The 13724-nt window shown below is 62.1% G+C and carries 15 protein-coding genes and 4 pseudogenes; 10 read left to right on the top strand and 9 right to left on the bottom strand.

Annotated features, from left to right (window positions below; genetic code table 11):
* Positions 1-6: 6 nt before the first annotated feature.
* Genes ACN6NG_RS13915 through ACN6NG_RS13905 form a run of 3 tightly spaced genes read right to left on the bottom strand, consistent with a single transcriptional unit; the run spans position 7 to position 1383 of the window.
* A complete protein-coding gene (locus ACN6NG_RS13915; RefSeq protein ID WP_016499695.1) occupies positions 7-312 on the bottom strand; it encodes a DUF6482 family protein in 306 nt (101 codons plus the stop codon).
* Positions 309-845 carry a DUF3833 domain-containing protein gene (locus ACN6NG_RS13910; RefSeq protein ID WP_474314509.1) on the bottom strand — a complete coding sequence of 179 codons (537 nt, stop codon included), beginning with the start codon at positions 843-845 and terminating at the stop codon, positions 309-311. The genes ACN6NG_RS13915 and ACN6NG_RS13910 overlap by 4 nt, the downstream gene beginning before the upstream one ends.
* Positions 846-855: 10 nt before the next feature.
* Positions 856-1383: a chalcone isomerase family protein gene (locus ACN6NG_RS13905; RefSeq protein ID WP_474314804.1), complete on the bottom strand. Its 528-nt coding sequence runs from the start codon at positions 1381-1383 to the stop codon at positions 856-858.
* A 159-nt stretch (positions 1384-1542) separates the two neighbouring features.
* Between ACN6NG_RS13905 and chrA the strand changes: the two are divergent.
* The 5 genes and pseudogenes from chrA to ACN6NG_RS13880 all read left to right on the top strand — a co-directional run.
* A pseudogene (gene chrA / locus ACN6NG_RS13900) lies at positions 1543-2760 on the top strand (chromate efflux transporter).
* 39 nt (positions 2761-2799) lie between these two features.
* Positions 2800-2903 (top strand): annotated as a pseudogene (locus ACN6NG_RS13895) (phosphoribosyltransferase); the annotation flags it as partial.
* 267 nt (positions 2904-3170) lie between these two features.
* Positions 3171-3596, top strand: a complete 426-nt coding sequence (locus ACN6NG_RS13890) for a potassium channel family protein (RefSeq protein ID WP_229608938.1) — start codon at positions 3171-3173, stop codon at positions 3594-3596.
* A 200-nt stretch (positions 3597-3796) separates the two neighbouring features.
* Positions 3797-4366, top strand: a complete 570-nt coding sequence (locus tag ACN6NG_RS13885; protein ID WP_353455429.1) for a GNAT family N-acetyltransferase — start codon at positions 3797-3799, stop codon at positions 4364-4366.
* 83 nt (positions 4367-4449) lie between these two features.
* Positions 4450-4617, top strand: a pseudogene (locus ACN6NG_RS13880) (erythromycin esterase family protein); the annotation flags it as partial.
* Positions 4618-4632: 15 nt separating this feature from the next.
* Here the strand turns inward: ACN6NG_RS13880 and ACN6NG_RS13875 are convergent.
* The 3 genes from ACN6NG_RS13875 to ACN6NG_RS13865 are packed head-to-tail and all read right to left on the bottom strand — an operon-like array spanning position 4633 to position 7582.
* Complete coding sequence (locus ACN6NG_RS13875) at positions 4633-5241, bottom strand: hypothetical protein (RefSeq protein ID WP_474314802.1); 609 nt, start codon at positions 5239-5241, stop codon at positions 4633-4635.
* Between the two features lie 56 nt (positions 5242-5297).
* Positions 5298-6665, bottom strand: a complete 1368-nt coding sequence (locus ACN6NG_RS13870) for an MBL fold metallo-hydrolase (RefSeq protein ID WP_353455428.1) — start codon at positions 6663-6665, stop codon at positions 5298-5300.
* Positions 6656-7582 (bottom strand): universal stress protein, encoded by a 927-nt coding sequence (locus tag ACN6NG_RS13865; RefSeq protein ID WP_474314505.1) that lies wholly within the window; start codon positions 7580-7582, stop codon positions 6656-6658. Before ACN6NG_RS13865 ends, ACN6NG_RS13870 begins: the two co-directional genes overlap by 10 nt.
* A gap of 22 nt (positions 7583-7604) precedes the next feature.
* Here ACN6NG_RS13865 and ACN6NG_RS13860 point away from each other — a divergent pair.
* Positions 7605-7805, top strand: a pseudogene (locus tag ACN6NG_RS13860) (N-acetyltransferase family protein); the annotation flags it as partial.
* 10 nt (positions 7806-7815) lie between these two features.
* On the opposite strand, the gene ACN6NG_RS13855 reads toward ACN6NG_RS13860, so the two are convergent.
* Positions 7816-8742, bottom strand: coding sequence for a universal stress protein (locus tag ACN6NG_RS13855; protein WP_063424238.1), 927 nt, complete (start codon positions 8740-8742; stop codon positions 7816-7818).
* A 333-nt stretch (positions 8743-9075) separates the two neighbouring features.
* Here ACN6NG_RS13855 and ACN6NG_RS13850 point away from each other — a divergent pair, with 333 nt between their 5' ends.
* Both ACN6NG_RS13850 and ACN6NG_RS13845 read left to right on the top strand, forming a co-directional pair.
* Positions 9076-9294 carry a hypothetical protein gene (locus ACN6NG_RS13850; RefSeq protein WP_063424237.1) on the top strand — a complete coding sequence of 73 codons (219 nt, stop codon included), beginning with the start codon at positions 9076-9078 and terminating at the stop codon, positions 9292-9294.
* A gap of 2 nt (positions 9295-9296) precedes the next feature.
* Positions 9297-10106, top strand: coding sequence for a helix-turn-helix domain-containing protein (locus ACN6NG_RS13845; protein ID WP_474314502.1), 810 nt, complete (start codon positions 9297-9299; stop codon positions 10104-10106).
* A gap of 64 nt (positions 10107-10170) precedes the next feature.
* Here the strand turns inward: ACN6NG_RS13845 and paaX are convergent, their stop codons facing one another.
* Both paaX and paaY read right to left on the bottom strand, forming a co-directional pair.
* On the bottom strand, positions 10171-11094 hold the full coding sequence (gene paaX / locus ACN6NG_RS13840) for a phenylacetic acid degradation operon negative regulatory protein PaaX (RefSeq protein ID WP_197897491.1): 924 nt from the start codon (positions 11092-11094) through the stop codon (positions 10171-10173).
* Between the two features lie 77 nt (positions 11095-11171).
* Positions 11172-11771, bottom strand: coding sequence for a phenylacetic acid degradation protein PaaY (gene paaY, locus ACN6NG_RS13835; RefSeq protein ID WP_063424234.1), 600 nt, complete (start codon positions 11769-11771; stop codon positions 11172-11174).
* A gap of 352 nt (positions 11772-12123) precedes the next feature.
* Between paaY and paaF the strand changes: the two genes are divergently transcribed.
* Positions 12124-12897, top strand: coding sequence for a 2,3-dehydroadipyl-CoA hydratase PaaF (gene paaF / locus ACN6NG_RS13830; RefSeq protein ID WP_063424233.1), 774 nt, complete (start codon positions 12124-12126; stop codon positions 12895-12897).
* 34 nt (positions 12898-12931) lie between these two features.
* Positions 12932-13723: a 2-(1,2-epoxy-1,2-dihydrophenyl)acetyl-CoA isomerase PaaG gene (gene paaG / locus ACN6NG_RS13825; RefSeq protein WP_474314496.1), complete on the top strand. Its 792-nt coding sequence runs from the start codon at positions 12932-12934 to the stop codon at positions 13721-13723.
* Position 13724: the final 1 nt, after the last annotated feature.

Below are 13724 nucleotides of genomic sequence, written 5' to 3'. Positions count from 1 at the left end.
TTCAGGCTACCATTGGCTGGTGAGCGTTACCGGTACGCGCAGCGGCGCAATGGGGCCGTCACGTTGCCCGCACATCTCATCATGCACCACCTGCTGTACCAGCATGCACGGCACGGTTGGCAGGTCGGCCAACAGCTGGCGTAGCTCGGTAGTGGAGCGCACGCGAACGGGCTGCCCATGGGCATCGCTCAATGTCACAGGGCCGGCGTCGGTCAAGGCACGCAGGAGGTAGAAGCCACCCTCCAGCGACAGCAGTTCAAGTTCCTTTGCTTCGCCGGTCGAGACCAGCTGGGTAAGCGCGATCAGGTTCATGGTGTGCCCTCTGGCAGGCGGCGGAAGAACAGGGTGATCTGGCCGATTTCAACGCCCAGCTTGCTCATGCTTGAACGGTTGATAAGGGTGTCGTCATCCATGAGGTACATCCAGTCGTCCAGGTCTACCTGCCAGTGCCGCCCGTCCACTGGCAGGTCCAGCTGGTACCGCCATCGCAGCGCGTTACCCGCCACTTCGCCGCGCGCCTCGCCGATCACGTCCCCCGCGGTACCGCGCCAGCGCCCCGGGCCGTCTGGCACAAGTGTCCATGTACGCTGCTGGCGAGTGCCATCACTGTAGAGAAAATGTTCGTCGAGGATCAGCCGCTCACCCTCGCGGCGGCTGTCGATATGTACGTGGAAGCGCTTGACCACTTCGCCGGAACGCTTCTGGAACATCCCCCAGGCCTGCACCGGTCGCGAGAAGAATGCGGCCAGGTCCAGTTTCGGTTGCTCCTGGGCATAGTGCTCGACACCGACATTGCCACAGCTGCCCAGAAGCAGGCACGACACCAGCAACAGCACTTTGTACATGTCATGATCCTCAGTCGTTACCAGCCAGCCCAAGCAGGCGCTGGCGCAGTTGTGTATCCCGGGCTCCGGGGTCGAGCCAGATGGCAAAAAACGCCCTGGCAAAGACCGGGTCGGCGATTTCGCGGCTAAATTTACCGTCGACGTAAAAGCGGCAGCCCTGCCCCGGCAGGTACAAGCCGGTAATGCGCATGCCGGGGTGCACATCCACGAATGCCTCTTCAATCCCATGGGTCCACGCCGTGCGTTGTTGCGGCGTTATGCTGCGACCGTTGAGGCGGCGCATTTCCTCAAGGCTGGCCTGTACCAAGGTGCCCCTGGACAAGGAGCGGTGGTAGAGCAGCTCAAGGGCGAATGGCTGGTTCCAATCATGAACTTGCCCTGCCGTCCATAATTGCGCTGTATATAGACGCAGACCAAACCAGGTGAACTCACCACTCCCAAGCCGTTGCGCCCCAGGCAGATCCGCCCTCCAGTCCGCCACCGCCGAAAAGGCAGCCAATAGCAGACAGAGGCAAGCCCAACGAGCACGGTGCGCCATACTGACCTCGATCACGCGTAAATACTGTACAACGATAGCATCTTGTATAGATATTGCGTTAATACTGCATAGATTTTTCATGCGCAGCACCAGATCAGGCCTCATGGCAGGCTGTCCCAACTACAAAAACTACAGCGTCACTAGCCCAAGGAGCCTGCCGTGTCAGAACACACTCAGTGCGGCGTGAAGCCCAGCGACTCTGCCTGGTCGGTGTTTCTGGTGTTCTTGCGCCTGGGGCTGACGTCTTTCGGTGGCCCCATCGCGCATCTGGGTTACTTTCGTGAAGCATTTGTAGCGCGCCGCCAGTGGCTCAGTGAACGCAGTTATGCCGAGCTGGTCGCCCTGTGCCAATTGCTTCCCGGCCCCGCCAGCAGCCAGGTCGGCATTGCTCTGGGCCTTTCACGGGCGGGGTTCGCGGGCGCTGTCGCCGCGTGGGCAGGGTTCACATTGCCATCAGCCCTCTTGTTGACGCTGTGTGCTCAGGGCCTGGGGGCATGGGGAGGTGGCGCCCCAAGTGGCCTGTTGCACGGCCTGAAAATCGTCGCAGTCGCCGTGGTGGCCCAGGCGGTGTGGGGCATGGCGCGTAGCCTTTGCACCGATGTTGCGCGGGTAAGCATCGCCCTGTTCGCTGCCTGTACCGCGCTGCTGTGGCCCAACGCAATCGGGCAGATAGCCGTGATCACAGGGTCGGCCATCACAGGCTTGATCCTGCTCAAGCCTCCGGGTTCCCCTGCAGGGGAAGAGCTGCCGTTTTCAGTCAGCCGAAAGGCCGGGCTGGCTGCGCTGGTAGTGTTCTTTGCCTTGTTGATCGGCTTGCCGCTATTGACCCGCATCTGGCCCTCGCAAGCACTGGCAATGGTCAACGCCTTTTATAGCGCAGGCTCACTGGTATTCGGCGGCGGGCATGTGGTTCTACCGTTGCTGGAGTCGGCCACAGTAGCCAATGGCTGGGTCGCAAATGACACCTTTCTGGCAGGTTATGGCCTGGCGCAGGCCATACCGGGCCCACTCTTCACGTTTGCAGCCTTTCTGGGCGCCTCGATGAGCGTGCAGCCATCCGGCTGGGTGGGCGCGACTGTTGGCATTCTCGCCATTTTCACCCCCTCCTTCCTGTTGGTGATCGGTGTAGTTCCCTTCTGGGAAACACTGCGGCGCAGCGCCCGCAGCCAGTGAGCGCTTGCCGGGGTAAACGCCGGCGTGGTCGGGCTTCTGCTGGCTGCCTTGTACCAACCGGTGTGGACGAGCGCCATCGCCAAGCCAGCAGACTTGGCATGGGCGCTGATTGCCTTGATGGCCCTGATGTTCTGGAAGTGGCCGGCATGGTTGGTTGTCCTGGGCTGCGGCGTGTTCGGTTGGCTGCTGAGCGGCACCTTATAGCCGCGCTCTGTTTCCTTTTTCGCGCCCCCGCTGCCGTCAATGCAGGTCGCGGCGCAGGATATCGTCGAATGCCATGTCCCGCCCTTCGAGGCAGCGTGTGCCTTGAAGTGATACGCCACGGCCGGCGCGACGAAGCACTCTGACTCAGCTGGCAGGCGCAGGCCTGACATTTGTCAACCGCGCAGCGTCTGTTCGCCGAGTTTGACCTTTATCAATCGCCACGCCCGGTGCAGGGGTAGAAACAAGGACGCAGGGCACTCCAGCCCCCACTCTCGGTCTGCAAACGGAGCCCATCATGAACGACATCGATTTGCGGGACCTTGTAATCGAAGAGCTGGAATCCAATCCCGATATCAATGGCGCCAGCATCAGCCAGCCGTGACCCTGCAACCCCGTGCCGAGTAACAACGATGTTCACTGTCACTCTGATCAACATGCTGATCGTGATCCTGGTGGTGGTAATTCACTACGAATGCCTGCTGCGCCTGAATGACTGGCTACCGCGCCTCAGGCTGTGGAGCCGGTTTCGTATCGTCGCAGGGGTGTTCGGGGCGTTGCTGGCCCACGCGGTGGAGGTCTGGTGCTTCGCCCTGGCTTATTACCTGATGGCCCACGCCGAGGGCTGGGGCACGCTCAGCGGCAATTTCGACGGTAGCTTTCTGGACTGCGTATATTTTTCCTTCACCACCTACACCACCATAGGCTTCGGCGACATCGCCCCCACCGGCCATCTCAAGTACCTCACCGGCCTGCAGGCGCTGACGGGCCTGGTGATGATCACCTGGACCGCTTCGTTCCTGTTCCTGGAAATGCAGAAGTACTGGAAAGCCAAATAGGGCTGATCAACCATTTGGGAATTGAGGACCACATCCAACAGGTCCTCGTTCAGGTTCGCGGCGATCAGAGGCCGAGGCAGCACATCGACCGCCTGCAGGTTTGACAGGTCATGAGTGAAGCATTTGACAACTGTCAAGTCAGGGCAAGGCCCGCTGCCGAAACTGACCTTCCTTGTTCATTCAACACAGAGGACATTGCCATGGCGCCCGCCGAGACTTCCCGTGTGCACACAAACCCTTCGTTTCCCAAACCTTCGGGTGAATACTGGATCGAAGCCCTTGAAAACGGCGTTCACGTGCTGATCAGGCCCCTGCAGGCCAAGGACCGAGAACGCGAAAAAGCCTTCATCGAACGGCTGTCGCCCGAGTCGCGGCATTTCCGCTTCCTGTGCCAGCTCAGAGAGCCCAGCAAAGCCATGCTCGACCAGCTGATTAAGGTCGACCAGGACCGCCAGGCGGCCTACGTCGCCCTCGCCCACGTGGATGGCGAATTGCAGGAAGTGGGCATTTCCCGCTACGCCACCGCCAGCGGCAAGGACGAATGCGAATGCGCCGTTACTGTCATGGACAGCTGGCAGCACCATGGCTTGGGTCGCCTGCTGCTCAACCACCTGATCGACCATGCACGGGCCAAGGGCTTGCGGCAGATGTATTCGGTTGACGCAGCAGCCAACCAAGCGATGCGCGAGCTGGCCAAAGCGGCGGGGTTCACCACCGTCGCTGACCCGGATGATCCCAGCCAGATCATCCACCGGCTCTCCCTGATCTGACCCAGGGCCGCCGCACCCTGACAGGTCAAGGCGCGGCGGCGCGACTACGGAGTTTTCTCCTCAACGGCCCTTCGAATAAATTGATGGAAAAACTGTACGGCAAGCAGTATCAGGTCGACACTGCCGATATTGCCCCGGTGCTTCATCAGTACGCCGAACCTTTGCCACACCTGGATACGCCGGCATTCGCAGCGCTGTTCGACCGCTACGCTGACGCGCGCGTCATCCTGCTGGGCGAGGCAAGCCACGGCCCTCCCCGCATTGCTTCAAGGCGTGTCTGCATGCCCCTCCTCGGGCAACAGATCGAACTGCGCGAGGCAGCGCTGCTCATCAGCGGGGGTCAGCGCCTTCAGGCCGCTCACTTCCTGCATCGGTGTCTCGAACAACGCCAGGCGGATCCCCCCATTACGCTGGAGGAAGGTTTGCGCCAGGCAGGTGCACACGGGCTTGCCGACCAACGCTGCAAGCTGCTCATTTTCAGGCACCTGCACCTGTGCCAGCAGGTTGGCCGAGCAGTTTTCCATGATTTGCGCCACGGAGCGCCCGGCCAGCCATACGGTGGCACCGCCCAGCACCGCCAGGAGCAACAGCATGCCCATCAGCACGTTCGATTCCCGGGTGATCGAGCGCAGGAAGGCCAGCCTGGCCTGCCAGCCCGTCTCCTGGCCGTTGAAAATGGCTTTGCCGACCGTGCGTTTCACGCCACGCTGCACGGCCCAGCCCAGCGCCACACACAAGGCCAGCAGGCTCAGGAGCACGGCCGGATCGCGCATGGGCATGCGCCAACTCGGGCTCACGGCACGGTAGACAGACGCCGCTATGAGTAACGTGGCGATGGCCACGATCCAGCCCACGCTGCCCCTGGGGCGGTGCATCCAGGCCCGTAGTTTCGCACGTGCTTGCGTATTCATGACTACCTCCCGCGCCGGGTTCAGCGCACCGGGTCGATGGCAACGGTTTCCTGATATTCCGGCACACTCACCTGCCAGCCCAGCTCCAGGCTGATGCGCCGTCGCAAGGTGTCGGCAGCGTGTGGCTCACCATGGATGACGTAGGTCTGCCGCGGTGGCCGGGTGAAACCACGCAACCACTCCATGATCTCGTCGGCGTCGGCGTGGGCGGAGAGGTTTTCCATGGCGTGCACCTGCGCCCGGATGGGCACGTCTTCGCCCTGCAGGCGTACGCTGTGGGCGCCAGCGACGATATCAGCCCCGCGCGTGCCTCCCGCCTGAAAACCGGAGAACAGGATGCTGTTGCGCGGATTGGGGGCCAGCGCCTTCAGGTGGTGCAGCACCCGACCACCGGTGGCCATGCCACTGGCGGCAATGATCACCGCCGGCTCGCGCAGCTGGTCAAGGTGGCGGGACTCATCGACCGTGCGGATGATCCGTGTGCCCTTGCACATCGCCGCACACTCCGCCGCCAGTAGCCGATGTTGATTGCGAAACTGCTGATACAGGGCCGTGGCATCGGTGGCCATCGGGCTGTTCAGGTACACCGGGATATCCGGGATCAGCCGGTCACGCTTGAGCTTGTAGAGGTAATACATCAGCAGCTGGGCGCGCCCGACAGCGAATGAAGGAACCAGGACGATGCCATGGCGCAGGAGTGTCTGGTTGATGACCTGGGCCAGAAACTGCTCGATCGATTCTGTCGGGTGCTTGCGATCACCGTAGGTGGACTCCACAAGCAGCACATCCGCCGTACGGACCAGCTCCGGTGCCCGCATGATCGGGTCTTGCGGCCTGCCCAGGTCACCCGAGAAGACCAAGGTCTGGCCCTGCGCACTGATCTGCACAGTCGCCGCGCCCAGGATATGGCCAGCCGTGCGCAGCAGCAGGTCCATGCCCTCGGCAATCGGCGTTGCCTGATGCAGCTCCACCGGGCGCAACAGTGCCAGCGCCTGTTTGGCATCCTGCTCGGTATAGAGCGGCCGCGCCGGGGTGTGCTTGGAATAACCGTGGCGATTGGCATGTTCGGCCTGCTCCTCCTGCAGCCGCGCGCTGTCCAGCAGGAGCACTTCAGCCAGGGCGCAGGTTGCCGGCGTGGCATAGATCGGTCCGCTATAGCCTTCCCTGGCCAATACTGGAAGGTAGCCACTGTGGTCGAGATGGGCGTGGGTCAGCACGACTGCATCCAGCGCCCGCAGTGCCGAAGGCAAGGGTTCCCAGTTGCGCAGGCGCAATTGCTTGTAGCCCTGGTACAGCCCGCAGTCCACCAGTATCCGCGTGCGGTCGCCGGTCAACAGGAATTTGCTGCCGGTCACCGTCCCGGTGCCGCCGAGAAAGGTCAGTTGCATGGCCAAGGCTCCTGGGTTTCGAACACATGAGGATGGACCGCGAGCACGCTGCACGGCGGATGGCCGACCATGCGTTCAGTAGTGTCCCCCAGCAGCTTGTCCAGCCCTTTGGGCTGCACCACGCCCATCACCACCGCGTCTACTTCAAGGGCCACGACCTGTTCGCGAATCACCTGCACCGAGCCGCCCTCCACGAAGTGTCGGCGTTCCGGCGCCACACCTTCTGCCTCTGCCAAGGCGTTGAAGGGTTCCTGCAGCGCCGCGCGCAGCTCGTCAATCCACGCCTCGGTGACGTTCATGTCCGCGGCGAACACACCGGCCAGGTTGTAGGCCGACAGCAGATGCAACGCAGCATCGCACTGCAGTGCCAACGCCTGGGCGACGCGAATCAGCCCTCGATTGAACCGTTCCTGAACCTCTGGCGTCTCGCTGAAACAGGTATCCACGGCGACCAGAACGCGCCGAGGCAATGAAACGGCCGCTTTGGGCACGAAGAGGGTGAGCCCCTTGAAACCTCGCATCAGCGCACTGTCCAGCGGGGTACCGAACAGCCGCGCCAGGGCCGACGCGGATTCGCTGTCCTTGATCACCAGGTCCGGCTGCAGTTCGCTGATGTAGGCGATGGCCTCGCTGCGGATATCGTAGGCGGCAAGGCTGTCGACCGTCAGTGTCACACCGCTGCCGCGGTGCCGTTCGGCCAGCGCCCGCAGTTGCACGCAGTAGTGGTCGTACTGGCGTTTGATATCAGCCTCGTTCAGGCGCTCTTCGCGCAGCAGGTGCTCCTCGCTCGGCTCGAACAACCCCAGCACATGCACGCTGGCACCGCTGACATGCGCCAGCGCCAGCCCACTGCGCAGCGCGGCTGAATGGGGATCGACTTCAGTAAGCAGCACCAGCAATTGTCGAAACTGACCCATGATGAACCTCCGTAGCTTTCGTGAGGACTGGCAGCGCAAAGGCCTGGGTGCGCGCTTGCTGCGGTCCCTGCTCGGCGCGGCCCGGCGCAGTGGCTATGAGTGGATGATTTCCAGGGACCTGGCGAACAATTACGCCATGCACCGGCTGACCAAGGGGCTGGGGTTCAGCTCACGCTACCTGGGCGGCGATGTCAGCGAGATACTCCACGAACTGGACCTGCGGGCCTTGTACCTCACCCCTGGGAATGCTCGGGGGAAATCACCAGCACACTGCTGGACAAGCGATGCAACACCCGCTCGGCAGTACTGCCGATGAACCAGCCGATGCCATGGTGGTGATAACTGCCCATGACCAGTACGTCGATATCATTGTTGTCCATGAACACGGCCAGGGCTTTGGCCGGGTCGCCGATGCGCATGTGGCGGTGCTCGGCGGCAATGCCATTGCGCTCGGCAAGGGCCTGGAAGGCGTCGCTCTGTGCTTCGTGTAGCGTCCGGGCGAGGTTGGAATCGAACAGGAACGAATGCGCCCGGCTGCCCCCCGCGTCCAGGTACATGGAACCCAGGTCGTAGGCATACAGCAATTCGATCTGCGCGCTGCACTGCAGAGCCAGTTTCAGCGCCTCACTGATGATCTGGTCGTTGAAGCCTTCGAACTGGTCCTCGGGCCTGGACAGGTCCACGGCCGCCAGGATTCTGCGCGGTAACGCATGGCTGGCGTTGTGCACCAGATGCAGCGGTATGCGGGTTTCGCGCAGCAGCTGGATATCCAGGTTGGTGAACATGGCACGCGCCCACCAGGGCTCATGCTCGAACTCCTTGATCAGCAGGGCGAACGGCTGTTCGCGCAGGTGCACCAGGATCTCGTTCAAGGGATGCTGCACCCACACCACTTCAGTCGTGACTGTGACGCCGTTGCGCCGCATCGGCTGCGCCTGGTTTTCCAACCACTCCCGGTGTTGCTGCACGTAACCTTCGCGCATCACTGCCAGCGCCTGGTCATTGACCAGGCCCGCCGTGGCAAGCCCTTCCACATAATCGAAAGCCACGATGTGCAGCGCCATGCCCTTGGCCTTGGCCAAGGCTGCGGCTCGGTCGTAGACGGGGGTTCGGCGCATCAGGGGCGATGCGATCAACAGCAGTCTTTGCGGGGTTTCCATGGCACACCTCGACGGTTGCGATACGTAACCGAAGCATCGGTTACCCGTGCTTTGCGGACTTGACGTTTGTCAACTGACGCCCCAATGGACCAACGGTATTTCCCACAGCACAAAAACTTGACGAGGATCAACGTATCGCCGATTGCCGGGCGCACGCTACGCCCATAACAACAACAATTTCCAGCCCCGGAGGCATGCCATGGCCCTAATGAAAGCAGCGGTGTTCGTCGAAAAAGTGGCGATCACCCCCTGGCCCTCGCGCACTGGATGCAGGGACGCCTTTGTTTGCATCGTTCCGCAGTTTTCTTGCCCATGCATGCTCCGGAGGAACCCATGAACGTCTACCTCGAGAACAACACCGAACAGAACCGCTGGTGGGTCCGCATGGACGACTGGCGGGTAGGTTTCAACACGGCCGCTGAAGCCGGGCAGTTTGTCCAGCGGCTCAATGCCCGCCTCAACGCCCCCCATTCGCGGGACATGCTCTTGGACTGGTCACCCCGCCCAGTTGCGCAGACTCGGGCTGATTTCCGATGCGCGAAGGAGGCCTGAACATGTCTGGCCAACTGAAAGTCACGCTGCTCGAACAGCCTGCTTCGCCTCCGGTTCACCTGAAACCGCTGGCGACGCTGTGCCGTGATTGTCGGGTCAGCGGCTTGTGCCTGCCCACCGGTTTGCCCCTGCACGACAATAGCTGCCTGGGCTCGCTGATCGGGCCACGCATGCGCATCCGCAAAGGCACGGCGCTGTTCAATGCCAATGATCCCTTGACCATGCTCTATGCCGTGCGCTGCGGCAGTTTCAAGACCAGCCTCAACAGCGTCGAGGGCCAGGGTGTCGTGATCAACTTCTGGATGCCGGGCGACGTGCTCGGGCTGGATGCCATCGCTACAGATCACCATGTCTGCGACGCGATCGCCCTGGAAGATAGCGAAGTCTGCCCGGTCCCCTATCGTCGCCTGCAAGCGCTGGCGCGCGACTTTCCGGCCTTGCAGCAAAGCCTGAACCGCTTGATGAGCCGGGAGATCGTACGTGAACACGAGCGCGTGCTGATGTTGTGCAACCTCACCGCCGAACAGCGCCTGGCCAGTTTTCTGATCGGGCTGTCCCGGCGCTTCGTCAACCGTGGCTACTCCGCCCATGGCTTCATGTTACGCATGTCGCGCGAGGACATAGCATCCTACCTGGGCCTGCGCCTGGAGACCGTATGCCGATCGGTCGCCCGCTTGCGTGCGCAAGACGTCGTCAGCCTGCACGGCAGGCTGGTGGAAATACTCGACATGCCAGCATTGATGGCGGTCGAGCAAGGCGGCCTTGACGATGAACGCAAGCACTCCCTGAAAGCACCATGCTCGACACCCTGAAGCCCTGCCGCCGCCGGGCTGAGAACATTCGCCATCACCGACCTGCAGGGTGTAGCATTTTTGTTCAGGCCAGCCCGCCAAAGCGCTGGTAGAAACCCTCGTTCACATCCGGCAAAGGCCCGTCGGCCGTCTCCAGCGCCGCATTCAGCCACTCCTCTGCCTTGGCAAACACCAGCCGATAAAGGTTACGGCACAACTGCCGCGCGGCCCTTCCCTCCCAATCCCCTGGCAGCAGCTCGTCTGGCAGTTGCGGGTCGCGCAACAGCAGGCGGCGGTACTCGTGAATCAGCAGGGTGCGCGCCAGGAAACAATCTTGCGCATCGAGCAGTTGCTGCTCTTTCAGGCTCTGCCACAGCGGCCTGAACAGCTGGATGAACTCGCTGTACTGCTGCCCCAACTCATCGATACGCCAGCTCTCCCGCACCTGGGCGCGCATGGCCTTGGACGCGAGCACTTCCTGGGTGTGGGTTTCGAAGACGATACTGTCGTCGCTGGCTTCCAGGTCACGCAAGGTTGCGGCCAGATCAGCGCGGTCTGCCCGTGGGCAGCCAAGCAGGTTCGGCGCCATCACGCCAAACCCCTGCCATTCCAGCTCTTCACGCAAGGCCTTGCGCTTGCCGGCCTCAAGCTGCGACAGCAACACCAGCGTCCAGGCGCCATCCCAGGCCGGTTGGCTCGGGCTGTAGACACGTTTGAAGGCTTTTTCGAAACGGCGGCGGCCAGTGCCCGTCAGGCTGTAGTAACTGCGTCGGCCAACTTTTTCAGCGGTGAGCCAACCCTCTTTGGTGAGGCGAAAGATCGATGTGCGGATCAGTCGTTCGTTGATGCCGATCGGCTCCAGCAGGTTGATCAGGCTACCCAGCCAGACGGTCCCCCCATGGGGCTCGATGGCATCGCCGTACAAGGTGATGATCAGTGAGCTGGCGCGGATTGGCGTCTGCTCCTGAAAGCGAGTGATCAGGTTGTTCAGTGGGGCAAGATTGCTCATGGGCGAACTGTGCGCGGATAAAGCACCGACTATACCTGTGCGGCGGGCCGCCTGACCATTGCGTGACGCTACCAGGCTCATGCCCAAGCCTGGCCTTTGGGCCGTACACCGGTATCTTCCATGCGCGGGCGCCCTGGTTCGGCTTCGGCCAATGGCGGGCATTCGACCATGCTGTTCATGCAGCGCTGCGCCAGGTGCTGATACTCCGCGGTACCGCGCTGCTTCCAGGCCAACTCCTGTTCGCTCAAGGGCCGTTTGACCTGGGCCGGCGACCCCATCACCAGGCTCTGCGCTTCACATGCGAAGCCGGCTTTGACGAACGCCGTCGCCGCGACGATGCAGCGTGGTGCGACATGGGCGCCATCCATCACCACTGCGTTCATGCCGATCAAGGCGTCCTCGCCCACTTTGCAGCCGTGCAACACCGCGCCATGACCAACATGCCCGTTTCGTTCGACCACCGTGTCGCCACCCGGAAAACCATGCATTACACAGGTGTCCTGCAAGTTGGCGCCCTCTTCCAGCACGATGCGGCCGAAATCACCCCTGAGCGATGCCAGGGGCCCTATGTAGCAACGTGGGCCGACGATGACGTCGCCAATCAGTACTGCGCTTGGGTGCACGTAGGCTGTGGGGTGAACCACAGGCGTCAAGCCGTCCAGTCGATAGCAAGGCATGAAAGCTCCAGAAATGATTTGAAATGGCCCCCGATCTTGTATCAAAAAATATTTTGTCGTCAATCGGCGTATTCGTGTATCGCTTTCTTGTGGCTAGGCTTCCCCTGCAAACCTAGCAACAAAATCAGCAATTTCGCCGTTATCAGCGCTGAATACGGCATTTGCACTGCACGACCGCAACACTATCATTGGAACGAATAGATACACGAAACGATTTTCCATGTTGCAATAACGTATCACGTAATGCATATACTGACCCCACCTGGTCGTGATCCAGCGTCACGCCCCTGCAAACAATTCCAAGAAATGCCGGCCCCACGATGTGCCGTGCGTGCAGCCAGAGGAACCCGACATGCCGCGATATCTCGATGTGCAGGCGCCGGAAAACGGCGTTCAGCTCATTACCCTGCAACGGCCTGAGGCACTGAATGCCCTGTGTACCGAGTTACTGGCAGAGCTGGCCACTGCGCTGGACGCAGCCGCCCGGGATGACCAGATAGGCGCTGTGGTGCTCACCGGCAGCCGCAAGGCGTTCGCCGCAGGCGCTGACATCCGCGAAATGGCCGAGCGCGACCTGGTCGGCATCCTCAACGACCCTCGAGTAGCCCACTGGCAACGCATCGCCGCCTTTGCCAAGCCGCTGATTGCTGCAGTCAACGGCTACGCCCTGGGTGGCGGTTGCGAATTGGTGATGTGTGCCGACATCGTCATCGCCGGTACCGACGCCCGCTTCGGCCAGCCGGAGATCAACCTCGGCATCATCCCCGGTGCCGGCGGTACCCAGCGCCTGTTGCGTGCCGTCGGCAAGCCGCTGGCCATGCAGATGGTGCTGACGGGCGAAGCCATCACTGCCCGTCACGCCCAACAGGCCGGCCTGGTCAGCGAAATAACCCAGCCCGAATTCACCGTAGAACGCGCCATGCAGATCGCCCGCAGCATCGCCGCCAAGGCGCCGCTGGCAGTGCGCCTGGCAAAAGAGGCGCTGCTCAAGGCCGGTGATACCGACCTGGCCAGTGGCCTGCGCTTCGAACGCCATGCATTCACCCTGCTGGCCGGCACGTTAGACCGTGACGAAGGCATTCGCGCCTTCCAGGAAAAGCGCCAGGCCCACTTCCAAGGCCGCTGATCACCTACCCCTCGACCGACGGAGCGAGTCTGTCATGACTTTCCAGCACATCCTGTTTTCCATCGAGGACGGCGTCGCCTTCCTCTCCTTGAACCGCCCCGAGCAGTTGAACAGCTTCAACACCGCCATGCACCTTGAAGTGCGCGAAGCACTCAAGCAGGTTCGCCAGAGCAGTGATGCACGGGTGCTGTTGCTGACGGCTGAGGGCCGCGGCTTTTGCGCCGGCCAGGACCTGTCCGACCGTAACGTCGCCCCAGACGCCGAGGTGCTAGACCTGGGCGAATCGATCGACAAGTTCTACAACCCGTTGGTGCGCACCCTGCGCGACCTGCCGCTGCCGGTGATCTGTGCGGTAAATGGTGTGGCCGCCGGCGCCGGTGCCAACATCCCACTGGCCTGCGACCTGGTGCTGGCCGCGCGATCGGCCAGCTTCATTCAGGCATTTTGCAAGATCGGCCTGGTGCCGGACTCTGGTGGTACCTGGTTGCTGCCGCGCCTGGTCGGCATGGCGCGGGCTAAGGCACTGGCCATGCTGGGCGAGCGGCTTGGTGCCGAACAGGCCCAGCAATGGGGGCTGATCCACCGCGTGGTGGACGATGCCGCACTGCGCGACGAAGCCCTCACCCTCGCCCGCCAGCTCGCCACCCAGCCCACCTACGGACTGGCCCTGATCAAGCGCAGCCTCAATGCCAGTTTCGACAACGGCTTCGATGAACAGCTGGAACTTGAGCGCGACCTGCAACGCCTGGCCGGGCGCAGCGAAGATTACCGTGAAGGCGTGAGCGCCTTCATGAACAAGCGCACACCCGCTTTCAAGGGGCGCTGAA

It is taken from the genome of Pseudomonas sp. TSO6 (assembly GCF_056098905.1).
Note: the sequence above shows the minus strand (reverse complement) of the source record. Positions and strands in the feature narration are given on the sequence as shown.